This window comes from Cupriavidus sp. BIS7, from assembly GCF_000292345.1.
Lineage (GTDB): Bacteria > Pseudomonadota > Gammaproteobacteria > Burkholderiales > Burkholderiaceae > Cupriavidus.
Genome location: NZ_ALOU01000016.1, coordinates 23,272 through 48,152 on the forward strand (window position 1 = coordinate 23,272; position 24,881 = coordinate 48,152).

The 24,881-nt window shown below is 62.2% G+C and carries 22 protein-coding genes; 17 read left to right on the plus strand and 5 right to left on the minus strand.

The annotated features are described in order from the left end of the window. Positions 1–48 precede the first annotated feature (48 nt). Positions 49–504: a DUF2214 family protein gene (locus B552_RS0105640; RefSeq protein ID WP_019448035.1), complete on the minus strand. Its 456-nt coding sequence runs from the start codon at positions 502–504 to the stop codon at positions 49–51. Positions 505–607: 103 nt separating this feature from the next. Continuing rightward, positions 608–1,828 (minus strand): CaiB/BaiF CoA-transferase family protein, encoded by a 1,221-nt coding sequence (locus B552_RS0105645; protein ID WP_026035367.1) that lies wholly within the window; start codon positions 1,826–1,828, stop codon positions 608–610. A gap of 250 nt (positions 1,829–2,078) precedes the next feature. Between B552_RS0105645 and alaS the strand changes: the two genes are divergently transcribed. Further along, positions 2,079–4,703, plus strand: coding sequence for an alanine--tRNA ligase (gene alaS / locus B552_RS0105650; RefSeq protein ID WP_019448037.1), 2,625 nt, complete (start codon positions 2,079–2,081; stop codon positions 4,701–4,703). 98 nt (positions 4,704–4,801) lie between these two features. Here the strand turns inward: alaS and B552_RS0105655 are convergent, their stop codons facing one another. Together B552_RS0105655 and B552_RS0105660 are read right to left on the minus strand one after the other, a co-directional pair. Continuing rightward, complete coding sequence (locus B552_RS0105655; RefSeq protein WP_019448038.1) at positions 4,802–6,379, minus strand: aldehyde dehydrogenase (NADP(+)); 1,578 nt, start codon at positions 6,377–6,379, stop codon at positions 4,802–4,804. Between the two features lie 159 nt (positions 6,380–6,538). Next, a complete protein-coding gene (locus tag B552_RS0105660) occupies positions 6,539–7,288 on the minus strand; it encodes a FadR/GntR family transcriptional regulator (RefSeq protein ID WP_019448039.1) in 750 nt (249 codons plus the stop codon). A gap of 155 nt (positions 7,289–7,443) precedes the next feature. Here B552_RS0105660 and gudD point away from each other — a divergent pair, with 155 nt between their 5' ends. The 6 genes from gudD to B552_RS0105690 all read left to right on the plus strand — a co-directional run bounded on the left by gudD (position 7,444) and on the right by B552_RS0105690 (position 15,328). After that, complete coding sequence (gene gudD, locus B552_RS0105665; RefSeq protein ID WP_019448040.1) at positions 7,444–8,799, plus strand: glucarate dehydratase; 1,356 nt, start codon at positions 7,444–7,446, stop codon at positions 8,797–8,799. Between the two features lie 95 nt (positions 8,800–8,894). Beyond that, positions 8,895–9,941 carry a tripartite tricarboxylate transporter substrate binding protein gene (locus B552_RS0105670; protein ID WP_019448041.1) on the plus strand — a complete coding sequence of 349 codons (1,047 nt, stop codon included), beginning with the start codon at positions 8,895–8,897 and terminating at the stop codon, positions 9,939–9,941. Between the two features lie 190 nt (positions 9,942–10,131). Further along, positions 10,132–10,728 carry a YXWGXW repeat-containing protein gene (locus B552_RS0105675; RefSeq protein WP_026035368.1) on the plus strand — a complete coding sequence of 199 codons (597 nt, stop codon included), beginning with the start codon at positions 10,132–10,134 and terminating at the stop codon, positions 10,726–10,728. Positions 10,729–11,186: 458 nt separating this feature from the next. Continuing rightward, on the plus strand, positions 11,187–13,463 hold the full coding sequence (locus tag B552_RS0105680) for a TonB-dependent siderophore receptor (RefSeq protein ID WP_026035369.1): 2,277 nt from the start codon (positions 11,187–11,189) through the stop codon (positions 13,461–13,463). Between the two features lie 84 nt (positions 13,464–13,547). Continuing rightward, on the plus strand, positions 13,548–14,234 hold the full coding sequence (locus B552_RS0105685) for a Fe2+-dependent dioxygenase (RefSeq protein WP_019448044.1): 687 nt from the start codon (positions 13,548–13,550) through the stop codon (positions 14,232–14,234). A gap of 5 nt (positions 14,235–14,239) precedes the next feature. Then, positions 14,240–15,328, plus strand: a complete 1,089-nt coding sequence (locus tag B552_RS0105690) for an alpha-hydroxy acid oxidase (RefSeq protein WP_035879490.1) — start codon at positions 14,240–14,242, stop codon at positions 15,326–15,328. Between the two features lie 59 nt (positions 15,329–15,387). Here B552_RS0105690 and B552_RS0105695 read toward each other — a convergent pair whose 3' ends face one another. Continuing rightward, complete coding sequence (locus tag B552_RS0105695; RefSeq protein WP_019448046.1) at positions 15,388–17,550, minus strand: TonB-dependent siderophore receptor; 2,163 nt, start codon at positions 17,548–17,550, stop codon at positions 15,388–15,390. 388 nt (positions 17,551–17,938) lie between these two features. Between B552_RS0105695 and B552_RS0105700 the strand changes: the two genes are divergently transcribed. The 10 genes from B552_RS0105700 (at position 17,939) to B552_RS0105725 (ending at position 24,738) form a co-directional block, all read left to right on the plus strand. Next, positions 17,939–18,436 carry a LuxR C-terminal-related transcriptional regulator gene (locus B552_RS0105700; protein WP_019448047.1) on the plus strand — a complete coding sequence of 166 codons (498 nt, stop codon included), beginning with the start codon at positions 17,939–17,941 and terminating at the stop codon, positions 18,434–18,436. A gap of 220 nt (positions 18,437–18,656) precedes the next feature. Beyond that, complete coding sequence (locus tag B552_RS0105705) at positions 18,657–19,289, plus strand: CsgG/HfaB family protein (RefSeq protein ID WP_051003537.1); 633 nt, start codon at positions 18,657–18,659, stop codon at positions 19,287–19,289. Between the two features lie 26 nt (positions 19,290–19,315). Then, positions 19,316–19,723, plus strand: a complete 408-nt coding sequence (locus B552_RS0105710; RefSeq protein ID WP_019448049.1) for a DUF4810 domain-containing protein — start codon at positions 19,316–19,318, stop codon at positions 19,721–19,723. Further along, positions 19,720–20,382 carry a DUF799 domain-containing protein gene (locus B552_RS0105715; protein ID WP_019448050.1) on the plus strand — a complete coding sequence of 221 codons (663 nt, stop codon included), beginning with the start codon at positions 19,720–19,722 and terminating at the stop codon, positions 20,380–20,382. Before B552_RS0105710 ends, B552_RS0105715 begins: the two co-directional genes overlap by 4 nt. A gap of 643 nt (positions 20,383–21,025) precedes the next feature. Then, positions 21,026–21,541 (plus strand): hypothetical protein, encoded by a 516-nt coding sequence (locus tag B552_RS28275; protein ID WP_083860240.1) that lies wholly within the window; start codon positions 21,026–21,028, stop codon positions 21,539–21,541. A gap of 100 nt (positions 21,542–21,641) precedes the next feature. Beyond that, positions 21,642–22,010 carry a hypothetical protein gene (locus B552_RS28770; protein ID WP_157160195.1) on the plus strand — a complete coding sequence of 123 codons (369 nt, stop codon included), beginning with the start codon at positions 21,642–21,644 and terminating at the stop codon, positions 22,008–22,010. Between the two features lie 52 nt (positions 22,011–22,062). Then, complete coding sequence (locus B552_RS0105720) at positions 22,063–22,401, plus strand: hypothetical protein (protein WP_157160196.1); 339 nt, start codon at positions 22,063–22,065, stop codon at positions 22,399–22,401. Positions 22,402–22,472: 71 nt separating this feature from the next. Continuing rightward, complete coding sequence (locus B552_RS28775) at positions 22,473–22,814, plus strand: hypothetical protein (RefSeq protein WP_157160197.1); 342 nt, start codon at positions 22,473–22,475, stop codon at positions 22,812–22,814. 296 nt (positions 22,815–23,110) lie between these two features. After that, positions 23,111–23,884, plus strand: a complete 774-nt coding sequence (locus B552_RS28280) for an HNH endonuclease signature motif containing protein (RefSeq protein WP_237718171.1) — start codon at positions 23,111–23,113, stop codon at positions 23,882–23,884. Between the two features lie 245 nt (positions 23,885–24,129). After that, positions 24,130–24,738 (plus strand): hypothetical protein, encoded by a 609-nt coding sequence (locus B552_RS0105725; protein ID WP_157160198.1) that lies wholly within the window; start codon positions 24,130–24,132, stop codon positions 24,736–24,738. Positions 24,739–24,881 lie beyond the last annotated feature (143 nt).

Sequence of the window (24,881 nt, forward strand, 5' to 3'; positions counted from 1 at the left end):
ATGGCTTGCCTGCGGGCAAGTGGGATGGAGGTTCAGTAGATCAGCGGATCAGTGGATGCCGATGCCGCGCGCCATCATCACCGCGCACAGCGGCAGCAGGATGAACGCGTGGGCTTCGATCATGACCCAGCGGCGGACCTTCTTGATTTCGGCCGGCGTCGGCACGAATTCTGGCAGCTTCTGGGCCTGCTTGCGCCAGCGCGTGAACGCGAAGGTCGGCGGCAGCGAGGCCAGCGCGATCAGCACGAACACGGTGATCTTGGCGTGGAACCACGGGTTGTGGATATAGAAATCCACGCCCTTGGCGCCGTAGAACAGGCGCAGCAGGCCCGTTGCCAGTACCAGCATCGCCGACAGGAAATAGAAGAAGTCGTACTGGGACAGGCGGCGCACGGCGGTTGGGGTCATGTCCGGGCGCAGTACCACGGCCTCGGCGGCCATCAGCGTGACAAGGACGAAGATCGCCGTGAAGTGCAGGAACGCTAGCAGGGCGTCGGTCAGCATGCATTCTCCTCAGGTTGGGGAAACGTCATGATCACCGGCCGCGCGCACCCGCAGGAAGCGGGTGCGGTCAAGCAAGGTCAGAAATTCGTGAGTCAGCGAGTTTTCAGACCACGCCCTTCGTGCGCAGGGCGGCGATGTGTTCGGCACTGTAGCCGAGTGTCTCCGCAAGCACCACATCCGTGTGCTCCCCAAGCAACGGCGGATGGCGCAGCGCCTCGGGCGGGGTGGCGCTCATCTTCATCGGGCTGCCCACCAGCTGGACCGTGCCGGCCGTGGGGTGCGGCAGATCCACGCGCAGGCCGCGCGCCAGCACCTGCTCGTTGTCGAACACCTCGTCGAGCGTGTTGATCGGCCCGCACGGCACGCCAGCGCGCTCCAGGTCCAGGATCCACTGCTCGCGCGTGCGCGGGGCCACCATTTCAGCCAGGATCGGCACCAGCACGTCGCGGTGGGCCACGCGCTGCGGATTGGTGGCGAAGCGCGGGTCGTCCGCCAGTTCGGGGCACCCGCCGGCGGTGACGAACTTGCGGAACTGGCCGTCGTTGCCCACCGCGACGATGATCCAGCCGTCGGCGGCATGGAAGGTCTGGTAGGGGACGATGTTCGGGTGCGCATTGCCCCAGCGCTTCGGCGCCACGCCGCTGGCCAGGTAATTGGTGTTCATGTTGGCCAGCATCGACACCTGCACGTCCAGCAGCGCCATGTCGATGTACTGGCCTTCGCCGGTACGTTCACGATGCGCCAGCGCTGCCAGCACGGCGATGGTGGCGTACTGGCCGGTCATCAGGTCCGAGATGGCCACGCCGGCCTTTTGCGGGCCGCCGCCGGGCAGGTCGTCACGCTCGCCGGTCAGGCTCATGAAGCCGCCCATGCCCTGGATGATGAAGTCGTAGCCCGGACGCTGGGCGTAGGGGCCGGTCTGGCCAAAGCCGGTGACCGAGCAGTAGATCAGGTCCGGCTTGATTGCCTTGAGCGATTCGTAATCGAGACCATACTTCTTGAGCTGGCCGACCTTGTAGTTTTCGAGCACCACGTCGCTCTGCGCGGCCAGGTCTCGCACCAGCTGCTGGCCTTCGGGCGTGCTGATGTCGCAGGTCACCGAGCGCTTGTTGCGGTTGGCCGCCAGGTAGTAGGCGGCCTCGGCCGTGTCGCTGCCGTCGCGCGCCTTGAGCCAAGGCGGGCCCCAGATGCGGGTGTCGTCACCGGCGCCGGGGCGCTCGATCTTGATCACGTCGGCGCCGAAATCGGCAAGATTCTGGGCGCACCACGGCCCGGCGAGTACGCGGGTCAGGTCGAGGACGCGGAGATGGCTCAAGGCTCCCATGGCAGTGGCGGCAGTCAGGTTCAATGGAGCCAGAACTCTACACCGGGGATGTTGGCCAATGCGGCCGCTGGGGGCCGTCTAAGGGTGTTCCTTGGGCGATAACCGGACAATCGCCAGTGCGCCGTGGCGCTTGCCGTCACATGCCGGCCCGGTACTGCCCCGGGACGGGGCTTGCCCGTATAATCAACGGTTTGCAAATCCAACCTGACTGACTGCGCCCTGCCTTGATGCCGGCCGCGCCCGATACAACATGAAAGTCTCCGACATTCGCAGCAAGTTCCTGCAGTTCTACGAGTCGAAGGACCATACCGTGGTCCGCTCGTCCAGCCTGGTGCCGGCGAACGACCCGACGCTGCTGTTCACCAATTCGGGCATGGTGCAGTTCAAGGACGTGTTCCTGGGCACCGACAAGCGGCCCTACACGCGCGCCACGTCGTCGCAGCGCTCGGTGCGCGCAGGCGGCAAGCACAACGACCTCGAGAATGTGGGCTACACCGCACGCCACCACACGTTCTTCGAGATGCTGGGCAATTTCTCGTTCGGCGACTACTTCAAGCGCGACGCCATCCAGTACGCCTGGGAACTGTTGACCAAGGTCTACCAGCTTCCGGCAGACAAGCTCTGGGTCACGGTCTACGCCGAGGACGACGAGGCCTACGACATCTGGGCCAAGGAAGTGGGCGTGCCGACCGAACGCATCGTGCGCATCGGCGACAACAAGGGCTCGCGCTACGCGTCGGACAACTTCTGGCAGATGGCCGATACCGGCCCGTGCGGCCCGTGCTCGGAAATCTTCTACGACCACGGCCCGGAAGTATGGGGCGGCCCCCCGGGATCGCCGGAAGAAGACGGCGACCGCTACATCGAAATCTGGAACCTCGTGTTCATGCAGTTCAACCGCGACGAGCAGGGCAACATGACGCGCCTGCCGAAGCCGTGCGTTGATACCGGCATGGGCCTGGAGCGTATTGCCGCGGTGCTGCAGCACGTGCACAGCAACTACGAGATCGACCTGTTCCAGGCACTGATCAAGGCCGCCGCGCGCGAAACGCACTGCGACAACCTGAACCAGAATTCGCTGAAGGTCATTGCCGACCACATCCGCGCGTGCTCGTTCCTGATCGTCGACGGCGTGATCCCCGGCAACGAAGGGCGCGGCTACGTGCTGCGCCGTATCGTGCGCCGCGCTATTCGCCACGGCTACAAGCTCGGCCAGAAGACCCCGTTCTTCCACAAGCTCGTGGGCGACCTCGTCGCGCAGATGGGCGAAGCCTATCCGGAACTGGCACAGGCCCAGTCGCGCGTGGTGGAAGTGCTGAAGGCCGAGGAAGAGCGCTTCTTCGAGACCATCGAAAACGGCATGTCGATCCTCGACGGCGCCGTGGCCGATCTGAAGACCAAGGGCGGCAAGGTGCTCGACGGCGAACTGGCGTTCAAGCTGCACGACACGTTCGGCTTCCCGCTGGACCTGACGCAGGACGTGGCGCGCGAGCAGGAAATCACGGTGGACGAAGCCGCGTTCAACGCCGCGATGACGCGCCAGCGCGAGCAGGCTCGCGCAGCCGGCAAGTTCAAGATGGCCGCCGGCCTGGAATATTCGGGCGACAAGACCGTGTTCCACGGCTACGACTCGCTCTCCAAGGAAGGCGCACGCGTGACCGCGCTGTACGTGGACGGCGCCGCCGTCGACACGATGCAGCCGGGCCAGACCGGTGTGGTCGTGCTCGACAACACGCCGTTCTACGCCGAGTCTGGCGGCCAGGTGGGTGACCAGGGCACGCTGGTGTCGGGCGCCGCCGTGTTCGCCGTGGCGGACACCACCAAGATCCAGGCCGATGTGTTCGGCCACCAGGGCACGCTGGCCAACAGCGCGCTCAAGGTGGGTGACACCGTTGCCGCGCAGGTCGATGCGATCCGTCGCGCGCGCACCGTGCGCAACCACTCGGCTACCCACCTGATGCACAAGGCGCTGCGCGAAGTGCTTGGCACGCACGTGCAGCAGAAGGGCTCGCTGGTCGATCCGGACAAGACCCGTTTCGACTTCTCGCACAACGCGCCGCTGACCGACGACCAGATCCGCCAGATCGAGGAAATCGTCAACGCCGAGATCCTGTCCAACGCAGCGACCGTTGCTGCGGTCATGCCGTTCGACGATGCGGTCAAGAGCGGCGCCATGGCGCTGTTCGGCGAAAAGTACGCCGACGACGTGCGCGTGCTGTCGATCGGTACGTCGAAGGAACTGTGCGGCGGTACGCACGTGACGCGCACGGGCGATATCGGCCTGTTCAAGATCGTCGTGGAAGCGGGCGTGGCCGCCGGCATCCGCCGCGTGGAAGCCATTACCGGCGACAACGCGCTGCATTACCTGCAATCGCTCGACGCGCGCCTGAATGAAGCCGCCGCCGCGCTGCGTGCCCAGCCTTCGGAACTGGTGCCGCGTATCGGCCAGGTGCAGGACCAGGTTCGCGCGCTGGAAAAGGAACTGGAAAAGCTCAAGAGCAAGCTCGCTTCGTCGCAGGGCGATGAACTCGCTGCGCAGGCCGTGGACGTCAAGGGCCTGAAGGTGCTGGCTGCCCAGCTTGATGGCGCCGACGCGAAGACGCTCCGCGAGACGATGGACAAGCTCAAGGACAAGCTGCAGAGCGCGGCCATCGTGCTGGCAGCCGTGGCCGACGGCAAGGTGAGCCTGATCGCAGGCGTGACCGCCGACGCAACGTCGAAGGTCAAGGCTGGCGAACTGGTCAACTTCGTCGCCCAGCAAGTGGGCGGCAAGGGCGGCGGCCGTCCGGACATGGCACAGGCCGGCGGTACCGAACCCGCGAACCTGCCGAAGGCACTGGCTGGCGTGACGGAGTGGGTGTCGGCGAAGGTTTGATCCTGCATCCGCACCAATGAGAAAGGCCTCCCGGAGTGGGAGGCCTTTCGGACCGAAACGGCCGCGCAAGCGGCCGTTTCTCATTGCGACGGCGGCGATCAGGCGTGGCCGAGTTCGCCGTCCTTGAGTCGCCAGAGGTTCAGCGGATTGCCATCCTGCAGCGCCTGCGGCAGCAGGTCGGCCGGGAAGTTCTGGTAGCACACCGGGCGCAGGAAGCGGTCGATCGCCGTCGTACCTACCGACGTCGTGCGCGTGTCCGACGTGGCCGGGAACGGGCCGCCGTGCACCATCGCAAACGACACTTCCACGCCGGTCGGGAAGCCGTTGAACAGCACGCGGCCCACCTTGCGCTCCAGCGCGGGCAACAGGCGCGCAGCCAGTGCGTGGTCGCCGCTGTCGGCCTGCACCGTGGCAGTCAGCTGGCCCTCAAGGATGCGCGTGACGGCCACCAGCGCGTCGGCGTCCTTGCAGGTGACCAGCACCGTGGACGGCCCGAACACTTCGGCATGCATGCGGTGGTCGGCGATAAAGCGTTCGGCCGACGTTTCGAAGAACACCGGGCGGGCCTGGTTCGGTCCCGTGGAATCCAGGCCGCAGGCCGCGCGCGTGAGGCCATCGACTTCCGAAAGCTGTGCCACGCCGCGTTCAAAGGCCTGGTGAATGCCCGGGGTCAGCATGGTAGCGGACGGCTTGCCGACCAGCGCCGCCAGCGCCGCAGCGCGGAAGCGCTCAAGGGCGGGGCTTTCGATGGCCAGCAGCAGGCCGGGGTTTGTGCAGAACTGGCCGACGCCGAGCACCAGCGAGTCGATCAGGTCGCGTGCAATCTGTTCGCCGCGTGCGGCCAGCGCTTCAGGCAGCAGGTACACCGGGTTGATGCTGCTCATTTCGGCGTAGACCGGGATCGGCTGTGGGCGGCTGTTGGCCACGTTCATCAGCGCCAGCCCGCCAGCGCGTGAGCCGGTAAAGCCAACGGCCTGGATCGAGGGGTGCGCCACCAGCGCCGTGCCAATCGCGTTGCCCACGCCCATCACGAGCGAGAACACGCCTTCCGGCAGGCCATTGTCGGCCACGGCTTTCTGGATCGCACGACCCACGAGTTCCGACGTGCCCGGGTGGGCCGGGTGCGCCTTGGCCACCACGGGGCAGCCCGCAGCCAGCGCGGAAGCGGTATCGCCGCCGGCTACCGAGAAGGCCAGCGGGAAGTTGCTGGCGCCGAACACGGCCACCGGGCCAACTGCGATCTTCTGCATGCGCAGGTCGGGACGCGGCGGGGTGCGCTCGGGCAGGGCGGAATCGAGTGTGGCGTTCTGCCAGCGGCCATCGCGCAGCAGGCGTGCGAACAGGCGCAGCTGGCCGGTGGTGCGGCCGCGCTCGCCCTGCAGTCGGCCAATCGGCAGTGCCGATTCGGCGTGAGCGCGCTCGATCAGCGCGTCGCCGATGGCTTCGATATTTTCGGCGATCGATTCCAGAAACCGGGCGCGCTGCTCAGGCGTGGTTGCGCGGTAAGTGTCGAATGCGGCCTCCGCCAGCGTGCACGCGCGTTCGATGTCATTGGCGTTGCCGCCCTGGAACGCCGGCTCCAGCTTTTCGCCGGTGGCCGGATTGATCCCGTAAAACGTGTCTTCTGTGCCGCGTGCGGCGCTTGCGCCGATCAGCATGTCGCCAGTAATCGTCATGATCTTGGGTCCTGCGGGGGGTAAGGGAAAGGAATGACGGTCCGCGTGGCCGTCATGCGGGAATCGCAGTGATTTTGTCGTAAGACATCATATGACATTGCACGGAGACTCGCAACCGCGCCACCGGCAGGGAACCCCCCGCTGGCGGCGCCCCGGCGTTCAGACCGCCGATCCCGCCATGGCGGAGGCCTTGCGCAGGCGTTCGCGGCTATTGGTCAGGTGCATGCGCATGGCGGCCTTGGCGGCTTCCGGGTCGCGCCGCTCGATGGCGTCGTAGATGCTCTCGTGCTCGAAGTTCACGCGCTCCAGGTACTGCTCGCGCTCTGGCTGGCTGACTTGCAGCCTGCTGCGCGGGATCACAATAGTGCCCAGGTGACCCATGATGTCCGTGAAGTACCGGTTGCCCGTGGCGCGTGCGATGGACAGGTGGAACTCGAAATCGGACCCGACGGCGTCGCTGCCTTCCAGGGCATTGCGCTTGAGTTCGTCAAGGGCGCGGCGCATAGCACGCAGGTGCTCGTCACTACGGCGCGTGGCGGCAAGGCTGGCCGCTTCGGCTTCCAGGCTGACGCGGAATTCCAGCATCGCCAGCACGTCCATGGCGGTGACCATGGCCGACGGATCGATGCGGAACGGCGATAGCGGCTCGGCAGGGCGGTTCAGCACGAACGTGCCGATGCCGTGGCGGGTCTCCACCATGCCGCTGGCCTGCAGCCGCGACAGCGCTTCACGCACCACGGTGCGGCTGACGCCAAGCGTGGCCATGATTTCGGATTCTGTCGGGAGCTTGTCACCCGGCTTGAGCTGGCCCTGCTGGATGCTTTCGGTCAGGTTGCCGACCACTTCTTCGGCAAGCGTGCGGCCACGGCGGCGCAGGGGAGCGGGCGAAGTCAGCGGAACATTGGACATGGCGGGCGGATATCTTGGCCGGTGGAAAACACCGGTGTTGACCGGGGATGGATGCGCTAATTATACTGCGTCATAAGTTATACGACGACAGATAACACACAGGTGCTTGCGGCTGCGTTCACGTTGTGGCAACACCGGATCCGGAGACAATCGACATGAATGCAGCTTCCCTTCAGGCCACCGCTGGCGCAACGCCCGTTGTGACTGAACTTGTGGTGGTTCCCGTTGCCGGGCACGACAGCATGCTGATGAACCTGTCGGGTGCCCATGGCCCGTACTTCACGCGCAATATCGTGATCCTGCGCGACAGCGCCGGAAACACCGGCGTGGGCGAAGTGCCGGGCGGCGAGGGGATTCGCCAGACGCTGGAGGATGCGCGCCCGCTCGTGGTCGGCCAGCCGATCGGCCAGTACCAGGCCATGCTGAACAACGTGCGCGCGACGTTTGCTGGCCGCGACGCCGGCGGTCGTGGGCTGCAGACGTTCGATCTGCGCATCACGATCCATGCGGTAACCGCACTGGAAGCCGCACTGCTCGACCTGCTCGGCAAGCATCTGCAGGTGCCCGTGGCCGCGCTGCTTGGGGAAGGCCAGCAACGCGACGCCGTGGAGATGCTGGGCTACCTGTTCTATGTGGGCGATCGCCAGCGCACGACGCTCGACTATCGCACCGAGCCCGATGCCGACAACGAATGGTTCCGCGTGCGCAACGAGGTGGCGATGGATGCCAGGGGCGTGGTGCGACTGGCCGAAGCGGCCTTCGAACGCTATGGCTTCAACGATTTCAAGCTCAAGGGCGGCGTGCTGCGCGGCGACGAGGAGATGGAAGCGATCGTCGCGCTGCATGAGCGCTTTCCCAAAGCACGCGTCACGCTGGATCCGAACGGCGGCTGGCTGCTGGCCGATGCCATCCGCCTGTGCCGCGACAAGCATGGCGTACTGGCCTATGCCGAGGACCCCTGCGGCGCCGAGGACGGCTACTCGGGCCGCGAGATCATGTCCGAGTTCCGGACCGCCACCGGCCTGCCGACCGCCACCAACATGATCGCCACAGACTGGCGCCAGATGGGTCACGCGGTGCGGCTGCACTCTGTCGATATCCCGCTGGCTGACCCGCACTTCTGGACCATGCAGGGTTCGGTGCGAGTGGCGCAGATGTGCTCGGAATGGGGGCTGACATGGGGCTCGCATTCGAACAACCACTTCGACATCTCGCTGGCGATGTTCACGCACGTAGCCGCTGCGGCGCCGGGCCGCGTGACGGCCATCGACACGCACTGGATCTGGCAGGACGGCGAGCACCTGACGCGCAACCCGCTGAAGATCGAGGGCGGACTGGTGCAGGTGCCGAAGACGCCGGGCCTGGGCGTGGAGCTAGACATGGATGCGCTGGCCCGCGCCAACCGGCTCTACCAGGAGAAGGGCCTTGGTGCGCGTGACGATGCCATCGCCATGCAGTTCCTGATTCCGGGCTGGAAGTTCAACAACAAGATGCCCTGCATGGTGCGCTGAAGGGCCATGCCACGTGGCGGGGCCATGCGTCCCCGCTTCGACTGCAAGAGAAAACCAAGAAGCCAAACGCCTTTTATCAAAGCAGGAGACAAACGATGTATCAGACTCTTTCGCCCGTCGGGGCACACGGGGGCGCGTCGCGCGCGTCCCGCCTCTCCACGCTGCTGCGCCGCTGCCTCGGCGTGGCCGTTGCACTCGCTGCCGGGGCAACCGTCAGTGGCGTGGCAATCGCCAACACCACCGCATGGCCGCAGAAGGCCGTGACGGTGGTCGTGCCGTTCCCGGCGGGCGGCTCCACGGACACCATCGCGCGCATGCTGGCCGCTCCGCTCAACGAGAAGCTCGGCCAGCCGTTCGTGATCGACAACCGCCCAGGTGCCACTGGCGCAATCGGCGCGACGTTCGTCAAGCGCGCTCCGGCCGATGGCTACACGATGATGGTGGCCTCGATCGGCGTATATGCCGTCAATCCGTTCCTGCAGAAAAACCTGGCATACGATCCGGCCAGGGACTTCGACCTGCTGACGGTGGCCGTGCGTGCGCCCAACGTGCTGGTGGCCAATCCGAATTTCCCGGCCAAGTCGCTGCAGGAACTGGTGGCCTACATGAAGCAGCACCCGGGCAAGGTCAGCTTTGCCACGTCGGGGGCCGGTTCGTCGGACCACCTGACCGCCGCGCTGTTCTGGCAGAAGAGCGGCACTGAGGGCCTGCATGTGCCGTACAAGGGCGGCGCGCCGGCAATCTCAGATCTGCTGGCTGGCCAGGTCGATGTGTCGTTCCAGAACATCAACGCGGTGCTCCAGCACATTCGCTCGGGCAAGCTCAAGGCGCTGGCGGTGACGTCGGACAAGCGTTCGGCCGTGCTGCCGAACGTGCCGACCATGGCCGAGGGCGGCGTGAAGGACGTGGAAGTGTATTCGTGGCAGGGCGTGGCCGCGCCGAAGGGTTTGCCGGCTGACGTGAAGTCGCGTCTGCATGGTGCCATCGTCACGGCGCTCAAGGACGCGAGGATGCAGCAGAAGCTCAGCGAGCAGGGTTTCGAGGTTGTCGGCAACACGCCCGAGCAGTTCACCGAGTTCGAAAACAAGGAACTCAAGCGATGGAAGACCGTGATCGAGCAGGGGAAGATCACGGCTGAGTAAGCCGCGCTCACGGAGCTTGCGCAGAGGCAGTTCAGGTAGCTCCACAGAAGTGTTTGCCCCGCCGTGATGGCGGGGCAATTTTTTTCGGGCGATGTAGCGTGGTCTGACATCGATGCAACCGTTTGTAAGTCTGTCATCGCGGCATGGACACCTCTCGTTATGGGCACATAACTCATGGAGGAACGCCCCGATGTCTTCTCGCTTTTCATTTCGCTGCACCGTTTTGGTGTCGGCCGTCTGCCTGGCCGCGGCCAGCTTGAGCGGTTGCGTCATCGCACCGCCGCGTGGTCATGTCGAACGCGCAGAGCCGCAGCACGTCACCCAGGCCCCTCCCGCGCCGCTTGTGGAGCAGATTCCGCCGGCACCGTATATCGATGCCTACTGGATTCCGGGGCACTGGGTCTGGAAGCACGACCGCTACGTCTGGAATGGCGGGCACTGGGAGCAGGCGCGCGTGAATATGGTGTACCAGCGCGCCCACTGGAGCGAGGAGCACGGCGCATGGGTGTTCTATCCCGGACGCTGGGTCGAGATCGTCCAGCAGGCTCCGGTGGCGCCGGTTGTCGTCAACGTGCCGCCGCCGATGCCAAGGGTGGAGGTCATGCCGCCGCCACCGGGCCCTGGCCATGTCTGGATCACCGGTTATTGGCATTGGTCCAATGGCAGGCATGACTGGATCGCCGGCCACTGGGAACCGCGTCGCGATGGCGCGTTCTGGGTGCCGGGGCACTGGTACCACAATGGCGGCGGCTGGAGCTTTGCAGGCGGTGTCTGGCAGCAGTATTGAGATTGATTGAGTGTTGATGTGTGGTGACCGGGCTGCGTGGCAGTCCGGTTTTTTTTCGTGTGTCGCCTCCGGCGACGCGCACGTTTCGGGGTCGCATCCCATCTCATAATGTCTTTAAAACAAGTCATGCGAAGTGCCGCATGGTTGACCTGTAAATGCGAATGATTTACATTTGCGTGTCTGTGCTACCTGCCGTCACTTCAACCATCCGCAAATGCGAACACCCGTCTGACATGGGTCGAGGCCAGCCACTGTAATTCCCGGCTGGCCGGAACCCGGCATTCCATCGAGAGTGAAACGTCCTCGCGATCCCCGTGGATCGCGAGCGGGTATCCCTTTGCCTTGCAAAACGCATTCCCGCATTGAGGTGGCTGCGATCGCCGTTGGATCGCAGCCCTGACTTCGACTGGCGCGGCAGCACTGAACGTCGTATCGAGTCAATCATGCTGGAGTCTTCCGTGCAGCAAAAAATCCTATCGAATGCCATCGGCGTGCTGGTGTCCGGCGCCGCGTCGGCGGGACTGGCAATCTCCCTGTCGTCAGTTCCCGCGCTTGTTCTTGCACAAACCACGCCCGAGGGCCAGAAACCCACAGAGGCGGCCAAGGACAGGAGCGTGTTGCCGTCCGTCACCGTGACGGGGCAGGGCTTCGAGAACACGAACGAGGCGCCGACCGGCATTTCCCGGCTGCCGGAGACTGTCAAGGAAACGCCAAAGACCATCAACGTGGTGCCGAAGCAGCTGATCGAGCAACAGCAGGCCACTTCGCTCGAACAGATCCTGAAGAACGTGCCGGGGATTACGATCTCCACCGGTGAAGGCAACGGTGGCCTGAATGGCGACCAGTTCCGGATTCGCGGCCTGTCCGCCAAGGGCGATGTCTATGTCGACGGCCTGCGCGACTTCGGCGCGTACAAGCGCGACAGCTTCAACACCGAAAGCGTCGAAGTGATCAAGGGGCCGTCCGGTGAGACGTTCGGCGTTGGCAATATCGGCGGGCTGATCAACCAGACATCCAGGCGGGCCAACCTGAACACGAGCACCAGCATCGACCAGGGCATCGGTTCGGCTTCGACGTACCGCACGACGGTCGACAGCAACATCCGCCTGAACGACACGTCGGCCGTGCGTATCAACGGCATGTTCCAGAACGGCCGCGTTGCCGATCGCAACAACATCGACGATGACCGCCGCGGCATCGCCATCGACTTCGGCACGGGGCTGGGCACCAGTACCGAATGGCACCTGAACTATTCTTACCTGCACCGCAGCGGCGCGCCGGACTATGGCGTGCCGGTGGCGCAGGGCGCTGATGGGATCTATCGACCGCTGACCGAGTACGGCGTGCCCGGCTATTCGTCGTCGACGTCCTATGTGCGCAACACCGACCGCGACATCACGGACGCGCATATCGTGTCGTCGTCGTTCGCGAAGCGGCTCGACAACGGCATCACAATCAGCAACGACACACGCTTCAGCTTCTACGAGCGGGACTTCTCATCGACCAATCCGGCATCGCTCGACTATGCAAGCCTGCAGCGGCTGCTGGCGGGTGGCAACGTGAACTTGCGGTATGGCGCCGGCGGCGGCTCAACATATCTGCAACGCGGCTGGGGCATCCAGAACGTGCTGAGCGCGAAGGGTGAGTTCCATACTGGCGGCATTCGCCACAAGGCCATGGTGGGCCTGGATACGATCTACCAGCGCGACCACCGGGACATTGGCACGTGGACGGGCCGCATGAACAACCAGACCGTGGTGGACCCGGTGTTCTACAACAGCCCGGGTGCAACGGTCAGCTACGGCAGTACCCGTGACGCCAATTCGACGGACATCGGCGTTTTCATGAACGACCGCGTCTGGTTCACCGAGCAGTTCTCGTTGCTCGGCAGCTTGCGCTGGGACTACTTCCGCAGCGAATACTCGACCAGCGCATCATCGGCTGGCGGCACGGCGGATTCGAAAAAGCTGAGTCCTGCGATCAGCGCCATCTGGGAGCCGACGAAGGACTACATGTTCTACACGTCGTTCTCGCGCACCTACCGGCCAATCGGGACCGACATCGCCGTCGCCGTGGGCGGTGTGCAGACGGAAGTGCCGAAGGATGGCGTCAACAGCGAGCCTGAGCGCGCCGATACGATCGAAGTGGGCGCCAAGCTGGACTTCCTCGACAAGCGCCTCGGTGCCACCGGTGCGTTGTTCCAGACGAAGAAGTACAACGCCTACACCGTAGATCCCATCACCGGCGACATCGTCAACGGCTTCTCGGACTCGGGCGAAGGCCGCCGCATCCGCGGCTTCGAGCTTGGCCTGAACGGCCGCATCACGAGCAACTGGTCGGCCAACCTGGCCTATGCCTATCTGGACGGCATCGTGACCTCGGCGACCGCCGCGTCATCGGTCGGCAATGCCGCGCCCGGCGTTTCGCGCCACAACGTGACACTCTGGACCAGCTACGACATCCCGCACACGATCCTGCCGCTGCCCGGCCGCCTCACGGTTGGTGGCGGGCTGCAGTACGCGTCGGACTACTGGGCTGACACGGCCAACACGGCGCGCATGCCTGAGAACTTCTCGCTCGACGCGATGATCGCCTACAAGCAGGGCAAGTTCCGTATTTCGCTGAACGGCTACAACCTGACGAATCGTCTGAACTATCAGTCGTCGTTCAACGCAGTGCGTGCCGTGCCCACTTCGGGGCGCACATTCCTGCTGAGTGCAGGCATGACGTTCTAACGCCATTCGCTGGTCCCGGGGAGCCGGTACGCCATGCCTTCCGGCACATGCGTGCCGCTCCCCACCCCACAACTCCCAAGTACCATGCTCATTCAGATCCCGAATGTCCTGACGCCGGATGAAGTCCGGTACTGCAGGCAGCGGCTGGAAAGTTCGAACTGGGTCGACGGCCGCGTCACAGCCGGCGATCTTGCGGCCAAGTCCAAGCTCAACCTGCAGATTCCCATCGATAGTGCAGAGGCGCATGAGCTGAGCGAATTCGTCCTGGCTGCGCTGGGCCGCAATCCGTCGTATCACTCGGCCGCGCTGCCACTGCGCGTGCTGCCTCCGATGTTCAACCGCTATGAAGGCGGCATGACGTTTGGCTCGCATGTCGACAACGCCATCCGTACCGTGCCAGGTACCGGCGGCATGCGTATTCGCGCTGATGTCTCCAGCACATTGTTCCTGACCGACCCCGATGAATACGATGGCGGCGAGCTCATCATCAAGGACCTGTACGGCAACCACACGGTGAAGCTGCCCGCCGGCTGCATGGTGGTCTATCCCGCGTCCTCGTTGCATGCGGTGACGCCCGTCACCCGTGGCGCCCGCTGGGCATCGTTCTTCTGGGCACAGTCGATGGTCAAGGACGACGGCCAGCGCACCATGCTCTACGAGCTTGACCTTGCGATCATCGATATCCGCAAGCGGCTTGGCGACGACAACGACGCCGTGCTCTCGCTCGTGAACCACTATCACAACCTGCTCCGGCGCTGGGCCGAGCTGTGACGGCCATGCAGATTCCTGCCGATACTGTCTCGCTACGAGACTACGAGTACCGTTTCCACGAGAAGGTGGACCCGGCGATCCGCGCGTACATCGCTGGCGCCGCGGCCGATGCGGTCACGCAGCGCGAGAACGGCGCCGCCTTCGAACGTATCAGGCTGATGCCGCGGGCACTCGTCGACATGTCGAAGGCGTCGGCCCGTTCGGAGCTGTTCGGCGAGACACTCGAATATCCGATACTGATCGCCCCCACGGCTTACCACAAGCTCGTGCATCCGGATGGGGAGCTGGCTACCGTTCAGGGTGCCTCGCTGACCCGCACGTGGATGACCGTTAGTACCCAGGCAAGCGTCACGCTGGAAGACATCGCGAATGCATCCACGGCGCCGCTCTGGTTCCAGCTTTACGTGCAGCCGCGCCGCGAGCACACGCTGTCGCTGGTCCGCAGGGCGGAGCAGGCCGGCTACAAGGCGATCGTTGTGACGATCGACGCGCCGGTAAGCGGCATCCGCAACGCCGAGCAGCGCGCGGCCTTTCGCTTGCCAGGCGATGTCAGGGCCGTCAATCTTGCCGCGTTTCCCTCGACGGGGCCTGTCAGTGCCAGTCTTGGGAGCCCGGTCTTCCGAGGCATGCTCGACCATGCGCCCACCTGGGGTGACATCGCCTGGCTTTGCCACCAGACCGCGCTGCCGGTGCTGGTCAAGGGCCTGCTCAATCCCGCCGATGTGAAGCCTGCGCTGGATGCTGGCGTGTCCGGCATCGTTGTATCGAACCATGGCGGGCGTACGCTCGACACCGTGCCTGCCACGATCGATCTGCTGCCCGCAATTACCAGCGCCGTGGGCGGCGCCGTACCGATCCTGCTCGATGGAGGCGTGCGGCGCGGCACCGATATCGTCAAGGCCATCGCGTTCGGCGCTTCTGCGGTGCTTGTCGGCCAGCCGGTTCTCCACGCGCTTGCCGTTGGCGGGATGCCCGGCGTGGTGCATATGCTGACGCTGCTGCAGACCGAGCTGGAGGTTGCGATGGCGCTGCTCGGGCGGCCTACGCTGCAGGACATCGACGCATCGCTGCTGCTGAGGCCGGGCGGGGTGTAGGCAATGCAGAAGCCAAAAACGGGCCGCGTGCGGCCCGTGTCGTGCTGAGTTGCGCAAGGTTACTGGAACCGGTAGCGCGCCGTCAGCATGGCGCTGCGCTTGTCGCCCGGCAATGCGCCAGAGAAGGTCGGCGAGATGTAGTAGGTCTTGTCCGTCAGGTTCCGCAGGTTCAGCGTGACGTCGAGGTTCTTCCGGCGATAGTAGACCGCGGCATCCAGCACGACGTACGACGGCACCTGGTAGAGGTTCAGGCTATCCGCATAGCTGTCGCCCTTGTAGGTCAGGCCCAGGCCGACACCCCAGCCGTGCAGCGCCTGCTGCTGGAAGTCGTACGTGGTCCACAGGCGGCCACCGGTGCGGGCCACGCCAGCGGGGCGGGTTCCGGCGATGCTGCGGTTGAACACACCCATCGAAGCGTTCGACGCCAGCGTGTTCGATTCCACTTCGACGTTCTGCAGCACGAAGTTGGCCAGTACGGTCCAGCCCGATAGCGGTCGCGCGGCAAGCTCCAGTTCTACACCGCGGCTCTTGTCGCGGCCATCGGGCGTGGGGCTCAGCGCGCCCGGCAGCGTGATGTAGTAGTTCTTGCGCTCGGTCTCGAACAAGGCGACGTTGGTCTGCAGGCGGCCATCGAGGAACTCGGCCTTGGCGCCGATTTCCTTCTGCAGCGAGCTTTCCGGAACCGTGGTCAGTGCCGCCGGTTCGGTGGACACGTTGATGAACTTGCTGGTCGACACCCCGGCGTAGAAAGACAGCGTGCGCGTTGGCTGCCACACGCCGCCCAGCGACCCGGCCGTCAGGTTCTGCGTGTCGCCAATCGTGCGGAAGGCGCCGCCTTGCGTGCCGATATCGCTGAAGTTCACATGATCGGTACGTACGGCCGCACGGATCTTGAACTGGTCGCCGAACGCAAGCTGGTCCTGCAGGTAGACGCCGAAATCCTGCTGCTTGAGCACGCGGTTGAACCCCTGCGAGACCACCGGCGCCAAGCCGTTGAGCGTGGTCTCGGGCACGATGGGCGCGTCGATGTTGGTGATGTTGGGCAGGTTGTAGCCCGTGCGGACCGTATTGATATGGGTGTCCGAGTACTCCATGCCGAACAGCACCGTGTGATCGACCGGGCCAGTGTTCGTTTTCCACACCAGCTCGTTCTGGGCCAGCATGAAGTGCCCATCATCGGATTGGGTGCGCGCCGAGCGGCCGGTCATCTGGTTCAGCGCATTGCCGCCGTTGCCGCCCGCATTGCGCGTCATGTCGAGCGTGCGTTCGTCGTAGATGAACGCCGTGCGCATTGTCAGGGCGGGGTCGATGCGCCAGTCGTGGCTCACCGTGACACGGTCGATGATCTGGCGCGTGTCGTTGAACGGGCTGTAGTAGCGTGCATCGCGCGGCGCGGCGGCGATCTTGCCCTGGTTGTTGAATACGATGCCGTAGTTGTCCGGCACGATGCTGATGTCGCGGTGGTCGTAGTCGATTGTCAGCGTCTTGTTGGTGTCGTAGGCCCAGCTGAACGACGGCGATACCTCCTTGATATCGCGTCCCAGGCCGCGATAGCCGTCGCTCTTCTCTACGTCGGCAATCAGCCGGGTGCTCAGTTGCGAACTGACCGGGCCGCCCACGTCCACATAGGTGCCCCAGGTACCGAAACTGCCGCCGAACGCGCCGACCTCCGCCGAGAATTTCGACAGGGGCGCCTTTGTGACCAGGTTGACCGTGCCGCCCGGCTGCCCCGAACCGTACAGCGCCGAACCCGGGCCCTTGAGAACCTCGATGCGGTCCACGTCATACATCGTGCGGTAGTAGCCGTTCTGGCTCGGGCCATCGGCATAGCCGTCGCGCAGGAAGCGCATGGCCAGGCCACGAATCGCGTAGTTGTTGGCGAACCCGTAGCCGCCGGCCAGCACGGGCTGGACACCGGCGGAGTTCTGCAGCGCGTAGTTCATGTCGATGGCGCCCTGGTCGCGCAGCACATCGTCGGGGATGACAGTGATCGCCGCCGGGATGTCACGCAGCGGCGTGTCGGTTTTCGTCCCGGTCGTCACCGTTTCATTCAGGTTGCCGGGCAGTGACTTGTCGGCCGATGCCGTCACAGCAGGAAGCATCTGCTCCGCACTGCCGGATTGCGCATGTGATGCGATGGGAACGCCGGCGATCAGGGCAGAGGCGATGGCGGCGATGGCATGCGGGCGTGGTGCGAATCCGGGACGGGCAGGGCGAGACATGGATCGGTGATGAGCTTGCAGGTGACTGGCATGGCGCGAAGGCCGCGCCGGCTTGACCCGAACGCGGCACCGCAGGAAGGCGGTTGCAGATCGAGCGAAGCGAGGCTAATGCGAATCATTTGCAATTTCAATTCCGAAAGCAGCTTTGTCGAGCACTTGTCCCGCAGTTTCAGGACGTCTGTCCGGGCAATTTTCCGTGATGCGTTGTGAACTTTTGGGTCACGGGGCATATGTCCTGCACGCTAAAAGTGATGTATGCGCTATCTATGGGCAACCCATGCTTCAGGCTTCCCATGTAAGTGAGAATAAGTTACATTTGCATCCGGTCTGTTGCAGACCGGAAATTCGTGTGTAACCGTTCGGCACGTGGCACCGCGCCACCGCGTTTATGTCTCCCAAGCTTCCCCTTCTGCTGGCCGTCTTTCCCGCTTACCAGGCATGGGACCTCTATCAACTCGTCAATGGCGGGGCCACCTACCACCTGCTGACCGAGGCAGCGGCTACGCTCGCGTTCCTCGTCATCCTCTATCTGCTGGTCCGCGACCGCCGACGTGCCGCGCAAGAGTTCGAGTCGCTGAAGCATTCGGCCGACGCTTCGTTGCGCGCCATGGGCGAGCGAAACGATGCCGCCCAGCGGTCGACCAGAAGCTTCTTGCTGGCGATGCAGGAGCAGTTCGATACCTGGCGGCTGACCCCTGCCGAGAAAGACGTGGCGCTGCTGCTGGTGAAAGGGCTGTCGCTCGAGGAAATTGCCCGGGTGCGCGAGAGCGGGGCGAAAACAGTGCGGCAGCACGCGGCCAACGTGTACGCGAAAGCGAAGCTCGATGGCCGCCATCAGCTTGCGGCGTTCTTCCTGGAAGACCTGATGACACCGGCCGCGGGATGAGTGTGTCACCCCTCTAACGTCTGTATCAATTTCTCCATCTTCCTGTCGATAGCGACAGAAGTTGTCCAGACTTGCCCTGCGTCAAATTTCGCAATTTTTCGCTGGATTGCTGGTCGGGGTTTCGTGGACACTTGGCGGTCGCGTCAATTTGACCGCGTTGACTAGGAGAAATCGATTGAAAAAGCTGAAAACCTGCTGCCTGCTCGGCATCGTTGCCGCCATGGGCATGGCCGGATGCGCCACAGAGACGTCGACGGTGCTGTCCGTACCGAAAGTGGAGAGCGCCAGCAGGCCGTACAACGGGCCGCGTACGCCGATCGCCGTTGGCAAGTTCGATAACCGTTCGAACTACATGCGCGGCGTGTTCTCGGATGGCATCGACCGCCTGAGCGGCCAGGCCAAGACCAGCCTGGTGACCCATCTGCAGCAGACCAACCGCTTCAACGTGCTTGAGCGCGAGAACCTCGACGAAATCAAGCGCGAAGCCACGATCAAGAACCAGGCACAACGCCTGAAGGGTGCCGACTACGTCGTTACCGGCGACATTACCGAGTTCGGCCGCAAGGAAGTGGGCGATGTGCAGCTCTTCGGCATTCTCGGCCGTGGCCGCGAGCAGGTGGCCTATGCCAAGGTCAACCTGAACATCGTGAACATCACCACTTCCGAGGTCGTGTACTCGACCCAGGGCGCTGGCGAGTACAAGCTGTCGAACCGCGAGGTGATTGGCTTTGGCGGTACGGCGAGCTATGACTCGACGCTCAATGGCAAGGTGATGGACCTGGCCATGCGCGAGGCAATCAACAACCTCGTCAACGCCATCGACAGCGGCGCCTGGAAGCCGGGCAATCAATAAGCCGTTCATTCACAACGAGAACAACAATGTTGAAACTGGTCACGCTGCGCAAGGCAGCGTTTATGTCGGCCGCCGGCAGTCTTCTGCTGGGCGGATGTGCTGCGCCAAAGCCCCTGTACCAATGGGAGGGCTACCAGACGCAGGTTTACGAGTACTTCAAGGGTGAGTCGAAGGAAGCGCAGGTCATCGCCCTCGAATCCGGCCTCCAGAAGATCCAGGCAACAGGCGGGACGGTGCCGCCGGGCTACCACGCCCAGTTGGGCATGCTGTACCTGGGCCTGGGCAAGGACGATCAGATGGCGAAGCAGTTCCAGACAGAGAAGACGCTGTTCCCGGAGTCTGCGCAGTACATGGACTTCCTGCTCAAGAACGCCAGCCGTGGCAGCAACGCTTCCGCCGCAACCGGCAACACCACCAAGGGGAGCCAGCAATGATGCGCCGTCTTCTGACCTGGCTGGCCACGTTTGGCGTGGTCATGATGTTTGCCGGCTGCGCGGCCACCAAGCCGCAGCAGGTTGATTACGCGGCGTTCAAGGAAAGCCGCCCGCGCTCGATCCTGGTGCTGCCGCCGCTGAACGAGTCGCCCGATATCAAGGCCACTTACGGCATGCTGTCGCAAGCCACGTTCCCGCTGGCTGAATCCGGCTACTACGTATTGCCCGTGGCGCTGGTCGATGAAACGTTCCGCCAGAACGGCCTGACCACACCCGGCGATATCCACGAAGTGTCGCCGGCCAAGCTGCACGACATCTTCGGTGCCGATGCGGCGCTGTATATGAAAGTGACCAGCTACGGTTCGCGCTATCAGGTGGTCAGCAGCGTGACGACGGTGACGGCCAACGCCAAACTGGTTGATCTGCGCAACGGCAAGACGCTGTGGACGGGATCGGCCACCGCCACCAACGACAGCGGCAGCAACGCCAGTGGTGGCCTGATCGGAATGCTGGTGAGCGCCGCTATTTCCCAGGCGATGAACCACGTGTTTGACGCCACCTACAAGGTGGCCGAGTCCACGAGCCTTCGCCTGCTGTCGGCAGGGCAGCCCAACGGGATCCTGTTTGGCCCGAGGTCGCCGAAGTATCAGTCCGACTGAAAATCCGGCTGAGGTGGATAGCGACTGATCTGGATGGATCATCCGTTGCCAGTGCAGTGGATGATCGTCAAAATGCCGCGCCTGCGTTTTCCTGATGGAAAGCAGGGCGCGGCATTTTTTTGTCTTGGCGGAAGCGGTGTCCGTCGAACTATTGCCTGGAAACGGCGTGCACAAGCCAAATGGATCGGAGGTCGTCTATTTCAGCCCCCAGTTTGACCACCGTAACCCCATGGCCACATTCGACAGCTCTTGGCAGCGTCCCCACGCGCGGACCCCATGCCTGCGTATGCCTGCCGTAGCCCTCTCGACGGTCCTCCCTTGCGGGAACTCCTAAAAACTGGGCTGAACAACATGCAGCTCTATGTCGCGCACTAAACAACATAGCGTAGCTTGCTCCCGATATTTAATGTGTCGCTTCATGCGCAGACAGTAGCGCTTGCATGAGATGTCAAGCTCTCGGAAGGCGACGCAAAGCTGTAAGGCTCCTACCCTCCTACCATCGTTGCAAAGGCAGCAGCCGAACCCTCCCCACGCATGTTCGTGACGTCATCTGCATATCGGAGGCTGCTCGCAAACCTGTCAATGACGTACTGCGCGCATACGTCAAACGACAAGCGAACAAGCGCGCCCAAGGATACAAAAAATGAAGGGCATTTCCATTGCCGCGCTCTTGTCTGTTGGCGTGGTACTCACCGGGTGTGCAACTGCCTACCAACCGGAAGGATTGACTGGCGGGTTTAACGAGACCCAGCTCGATACGAATATTTTTCGTGTTTCTTTTCGCGGGAATGGCTATACGCGTCCAGAAAGAGCAGAGGACCTTGTCCTGCTTAGGAGCGCCGAACTCACCCTCACGCACGGGTTCACGCATTTTGTGATCGTCGACGCAAAATCCAGAGTAGATCAAAGCTCCTTTACTACACCAACTCAGAGCTATACAACTGCAAATATTACGGCAGTTGGAAACACTGCCTATGGTTCTGCGCATACGACAACGACCGGCGGCCAGACGATGGTCTTTTCAAGACCGAGCACGACAAATACAGTTGTCGCATTCGCGGGACGCCCGAACGTGCCCGGAATGGTCTATGACGCCCGCATGGTCTGCGACTCTGTTGGGCCCAAGTACAAGGTGACTTGTGGGGTGGGCGGGAGTTAATTTAGCGCAGTGGCTGGGCTTCGTTGACTCCGAGCTAGTTGCTTAATGTCTAGTCTAGGCATCAGGGGTAAAGAACCCGAGAAAGGTCATATGAAGTGGCATGACACCCTCTAGTTCGCTTAAATTTTTATTAATTAACATCAAAATGAATAAGTCAATTTGTGTAATTGTAGCCGCATTATTAGCTGTATTCGCGAGTGCGAGCGCATTCGCTGATCAGGCCATTGTAGTTTTTAAGAGGTCGGGCTGCGACTATTTTATTGCGAGCAATAATAAAGGGCTCTATCTCTTGGAGTGGTACGGCGGTTACGACCCTTCCGAAGGCGATTTAGTTGTTGGCCCCATAAATCGGTATGGTTTCAAAGATGTCTATTACCCAAGGCAAGATCGGGAGGGGCGTCTGTATATTGATGACTATGAGCTCTCCCAGGATAGTGCAATCGACAAGTGGAAGGGCCATTGCCAATGAAAAACCGCCTGATTTCGACCTTGAGCGTCGAAATTTCCCGAAGGACGCAAGGATGAAGCACGCTATTACCGCCGCAGCGCTAGCCGCGGCCTCTCTGATAATGGCTCCTGCCGCGCGGGCAGGCACGATCTTCGTGCAGCCAAACCGTGCCGGGGGCGTGATCGAGCTAACCAGTACGGCTTGCCACCAAACTGACTGGAAGTCTGCCCACCAGGTCATTGCGTCTGGCGCGAGCGGGCATACCACCTACGGTTGCTGGGTCTTCGACAGCAGCTCGGACATGTTCCGAATTAGGTGGGATAACGCCGAGTGGTCGAACTTCCAGTTTGGCCAGTTCACCGTGACCGAGTTCGGGCGGCAGGAATTGAGCAGATACCATACCGGTAACTAGGCGGCATCGACGCCATCCACCTTGGAACGGTCGTCCAATGGGGCTCTGAGTTCACAAACTATAACAGGATTATGAAGAGATTTCTAATCGTAATTATTTTTTTATTTGTCGCCGTTGAAGCGCGTTCGGAGATGCCAAAGGTTATTTCCTACAAAGAAGACGGCGCTGGAGGCAGGATTGAATTGCTTGATAAAGCGATCCCCGCCAAGAATTGCGGTCTTCCCGGCGATGGCTACCTCCTGATGGCGCGTAGCTGGGACCGACAAGGCATTACTTTGCACGGCTGTTGGTATTGGGGGGGTGGCGACACCATAACAGCCTATTGGATGACACAGAGTGGCAGCATTGCTGAGCGTACCTATCGAAGTTCAGACTTTGAGCCTACAAAGTCCGACACTACACGCTCAAACTGAGTCCAATCCCTGAAGGCGTCGACACCATCCCTTAGCAGGGAGAGCGTGCACGCGCAGGTACAGGTCTTTCAATAGTAGGTTGCGGCGTTCAATTTTGAGGAGTAGAGAAATTGTCGAATGGACAGCGCGCGTTTCGAAGTGCAGAAAGTATTGCGGCGGAAAGAGTAACGCGAGATGCAATCGAACCATTTCTTCGTGAGCGGGGGTACGAGGTAATTGAGGACCGTCGAAAGGAAGTTGGATCGCCTAATGCACAATTCCTCTCTGTACGCTCTCCGGATGGTAGCAACTTACAGATGCGCGTGCGCCTTTGCTGGCGGCGAGAAGGTCGAACTTCAAGCGAACGAAAATACTCGGCCGCTCAATTGCGTGCGCGACTTATCAATGATAGCTGGGAGGAAACGCTTGAGTTCATCGTGCAGCGAGACCGCGACCATGGAAACACGCACAATCTCATTGTCCAGCGAGATGGTGGATTAATAATCTATGCGGCCTTAATCCCCAGAGAGGAATTGTCCGGGATTTGGTTTCGGCAACGCGATGTAAGCGCCGAATTGCATCGTCGGAAACTGATGGGGCGCAGTTCCAAAAATCACGCAATGAACGGCACAAGCCCGACCATATGGCTGCAAGATAACCGGACTAATGATTCCCATGAAGTCGCCGATGTGCTATGGAATTGGCCGGGCGTCGTGGATTTGGCCAAGATCGAGCCTCATGGTAATGTCACTGCAGGGGACACATACGATGATTGCGCTGGCGTTGACTATTCTCTCATGGGTAGTGACGGTGCAGCGCGTCGGCTTGTCATCCGTTCCGAAGTCAAACGTGACCCACAGGTGCGTAAAGCCGTTCTAGCTCGAACACCAGGATGTGAACGCGATGGCTGTCCCGAAATAAAGCGATACCCTGGCTTTCTCGACGTTCATCACATACTGGGAGCGGAGAAAGGTGATCGCATATGGAACTGCGTAGTGCTATGTCCAAACTGCCATCGGGAAGCGCATTTCGCCCCAAACGCCGATGCACTGAACCAGCAATTGCTTAGATATGCGGAGCGTTTCAAATAAATCGTAGTATCTCATTTGATCCAACCATCGAACGCGATGCGCTGGTGCTGGTCGGGCGCAGCGGGTGGTACTGGCTCCCTGCGCTTGGATAGCGGTTGTGTCGCTGTTGCGCGCCTGCCGCGCGGGCGCACTTCACTCCAGGGACTAATCGACTAATCTCTATCATCGCCAGGGTGCCAGTTGGCCGCTGATAAGCAGCACTGCGGCTGTGATTTAACTTCTATTTGTTACCAATCGAGGAAGAGATGGCTCGACACAGCGAGCGCTGCAAAGCCTGCAAAACGGCCGTACTGCGCATGCTTTCTGCCTTGTACGGCGAGGTGAAAGAATCTTATCGTTTGGCTATTCCGACTGCGCCAAATGCATATTCTGAGACCCAGTTTGGGGATGTACTTCAGCGTATCTACGATGGGTTGTCATCTTTTCGAGGTCACAAGAACTTTGTGCGTATTTCGGCGCTGGCACCTGTCGATTTCTACGTGCCGTCAATGGAACTGGTCGTTGAGTTTGACGAATCGCAGCACTTTACCGAACCCCGTGCTCTTACGCTCGCGCTGTATCCGAAGGATTTGGCAGTCCACTTTGATTCGGTTCGATGGCAAGAGTTGAGCGCCAAGCTCAAGAGACATGACCGCGACCCTGCTTACCGCGATGAACAGCGCGCGTGGTACGACGCGCTACGCGACTTTGCGCCACTGGTGTTCGGATATGGACATACGGCCAGGCTGTATGCGCAAGACCGAGTGTGGTGCGCCATGGACCCGTCAAATGAGGCGAACCGAGTAGACTTCCTCAATCTAATCAATATGCAGAGGGGCGATTTTTTAATACCTATCAGTAGCAGTCGAAAATAACGCCCAGTATCAGAGTCTCGGTCCGTGCAGGAGATTGCCACGGGCTGCCGTGGGCAAGACGTAGTCCCAAGGCCCTGGTAGCGATGCCTCGCCGCCGCTGCGCGGCCTGCCGCGTGGGCGGTTAACGCTGGGGTCGGCAACTT